We start from the raw sequence: 3,350 nt of genomic DNA, 5'->3' as shown, positions 1-3,350 counted from the left end.
GTTGTTCTCGACCGTACATCGAGAACCACATAGTGGACGCTAAAGCAGCTTCTTCAAACTGAGTGTTATCAAATTATCGGCTTATTAGTACCGGTCAGCTCCATGGGTCTTTAGTCCCCACTTCCACATCCGGCCTATCAACGCAGTAGTCTAGCTGCGAGCCTCTCCCCCGAAGGGATGGAAATCTCATCTCGAAGCCGGCTTCCCGCTTAGATGCTTTCAGCGGTTATCCGTTCCGAACGTAGCTAATCAGCGGTGCTCCTGGCGGAACAACTGACACACCAGAGGTTCGTCCATCCCGGTCCTCTCGTACTAGGGATAGATCTTCTCAAATTTCCTGCGCGCGCAGCGGATAGGGACCGAACTGTCTCACGACGTTCTAAACCCAGCTCGCGTACCGCTTTAATGGGCGAACAGCCCAACCCTTGGGACCTACTCCAGCCCCAGGATGCGACGAGCCGACATCGAGGTGCCAAACCATGCCGTCGATATGGACTCTTGGGCAAGATCAGCCTGTTATCCCCGAGGTACCTTTTATCCGTTGAGCGACAGCGCTTCCACAAGCCACTGCCGGATCACTAGTCCCGACTTTCGTCCCTGCTCGACTTGTCAGTCTTACAGTCAAGCTCCCTTGTGCACTTACACTCGACACCTGATTACCAACCAGGTTGAGGGAACCTTTGGGCGCCTCCGTTACTTTTTAGGAGGCAACCGCCCCAGTTAAACTACCCACCAGGCACTGTCCCTGAACCGGATCACGGTTCGAAGTTAGGTATCCAATATGACCAGAGTGGTATTTCAACAATGACTCCACCTGAACTAGCGTCCAAGCTTCACAGTCTCCCACCTATCCTACACAAGCCACACCGAACACCAATACCAAGCTGTAGTAAAGGTCACGGGGTCTTTCCGTCCTGCTGCGCGTAACGAGCATCTTTACTCGTAATGCAATTTCGCCGAGTTCGCGGTTGAGACAGCTGGGAAGTCGTTACGCCATTCGTGCAGGTCGGAACTTACCCGACAAGGAATTTCGCTACCTTAGGATGGTTATAGTTACCACCGCCGTTTACTGGGGCTTAAATTCTCAGCTTCGCCTTGCGGCTAACCGTTCCTCTTAACCTTCCAGCACCGGGCAGGCGTCAGTCCGTATACATCGTCTTGCGACTTAGCACGGACCTGTGTTTTTAGTAAACAGTCGCTTCCCACTGGTCTCTGCGGCCTTCGAACGCTTCCGGAGCAAGTCCGTTCACGCCTCAGGCCCCCCTTCTCCCGAAGTTACGGGGGCATTTTGCCGAGTTCCTTAACCACGATTCTCTCGATCTCCTTAGTATTCTCTACCTGATCACCTGAGTCGGTTTGGGGTACGGGTGACTAAAACCTCGCGTCGATGCTTTTCTTGGCAGCATAGGATCACTGATTTCACCCTTACGGGCTACCCATCGGGTCTCAACCTTATATGAGAGACGGATTTGCCTATCTCTCGGCCTACATCCTTAGACCGGGTCAACCATCGCCCGGCTCAGCTACCTTCCTGCGTCACACCTGTTAATACGCTAACCGCACCAGCATAGGGTCGCACGCTAGGCCCCACGCTTCACCCCGAAGGGATCCATCTAGGGGATTCAGATGCTTAGCATTACTGGATTAGTTTGGGCGGTTTTTCGTCAGTACGGGAATATCAACCCGTTGTCCATCGACTACGCCTGTCGGCCTCGCCTTAGGTCCCGACTTACCCAGGGCGGATTAGCCTGGCCCTGGAACCCTTGATCTTTCGGAGGACGGGTTTCTCACCCGTCTTTCGCTACTCATGCCTGCATTCTCACTCGTGTAGCCTCCACGGCTGGTTTACACCGCCGCTTCGCTGGCCACACGACGCTCTCCTACCCATCAACACGGCTGAACCAACCACACAAGGTGGCGGCTTACCAAAAATATCAATGCCACAACTTCGGTGGCGTGCTTGAGCCCCGTTACATTGTCGGCGCGGAATCACTTGACCAGTGAGCTATTACGCACTCTTTCAAGGGTGGCTGCTTCTAAGCCAACCTCCTGGTTGTCTGTGCAACTCCACATCCTTTCCCACTTAGCACGCGCTTTGGGACCTTAGTTGGTGGTCTGGGTTGTTTCCCTCTCGACGATGAAGCTTATCCCCCACCGTCTCACTGCTGCGCTCTCACTTACCGGCATTCGGAGTTTGGCTGACGTCAGTAAGCTTTTGGGCCCCATCGGCCATCCAGTAGCTCTACCTCCGGCAAGAAACACGCAACGCTGCACCTAAATGCATTTCGGAGAGAACCAGCTATCACGAAGTTTGATTGGCCTTTCACCCCTATCCACAGCTCATCCCCTCCATTTTCAACTGAAGTGGGTTCGGTCCTCCACGACGTCTTACCGTCGCTTCAACCTGGCCATGGATAGATCACTTCGCTTCGGGTCTAGGACATGCGACTGAATCGCCCTATTCAGACTCGCTTTCGCTACGCATTCCCCTCTCGGGTTAAGCTCGCCACATATCACTAACTCGCAGGCTCATTCTTCAAAAGGCACGCTGTCACCAGAACAAAGCTGGCTCCAACGGTTTGTAAGCAAACGGTTTCAGGTACTATTTCACTCCCCTCCCGGGGTACTTTTCACCTTTCCCTCACGGTACTTGTTCACTATCGGTCATGTAGGAGTATTTAGGCTTATCAGGTGGTCCTGACGGATTCACACGGGATTTCTCGGGCCCCGTGCTACTTGGGATACTTCTCGGGCGATTGCTGCATTTCGACTACGGGGTTCGCACCCTCTATGACCAGGCTTTCAATCCTGTTCGTCTATACAACGTTCTAACCCTTACCATTCGGTAGAATAGGCAGAAAAGTCCCGCAACCCCGACCATGCAACGCCTACCGGCTATCACACATGATCGGTTTAGCCTCATCCGGGTTCGCTCGCCACTACTAACGGAATCACTGTTGTTTTCTCTTCCTGTGGGTACTGAGATGTTTCACTTCCCCACGTTCCCTCTACCCGCCCTATATATTCAGGCGGGAGTCACCAGGTCACCTTGCGGGCCTGGCGGGGTTTCCCCATTCGGACATCCTCGGATCACAGTTCGTTTATCAACTCCCCGAGGCTTATCGCAGATTACTACGTCCTTCTTCGGCTCTACATGCCAAGGCATTCACCGTTTGCTCTTAAAAATTTGAAATCACATGAGTTTGAATCGATTAAGTATGCCGAATAAATTCGACATCGAAATTGACCAATGATCTAATTGCTTAGATCTTTGTAATTTGCTCTCTTACGAGAGTCAAATTTAAGATGCTCGCGTCCACTGTGTAGTTCTCAAAGTACGGGCGGTACCC

Annotated in this window: 1 rRNA gene; it reads right to left on the bottom strand. The window is 52.7% G+C overall.

Annotated features, from left to right (window positions below):
- Positions 1 to 64: 64 nt before the first annotated feature.
- Positions 65 to 3,193, bottom strand: a 23S ribosomal RNA gene (locus E3T43_RS16565).
- Positions 3,194 to 3,350 lie beyond the last annotated feature (157 nt).

Origin of the sequence: Cryobacterium sp. Hh7 (assembly GCF_004403155.1) — a bacterium.
Lineage (GTDB): Bacteria > Actinomycetota > Actinomycetes > Actinomycetales > Microbacteriaceae > Cryobacterium > Cryobacterium levicorallinum.
This window is presented reverse-complemented; position numbering and strand designations above follow the sequence as displayed.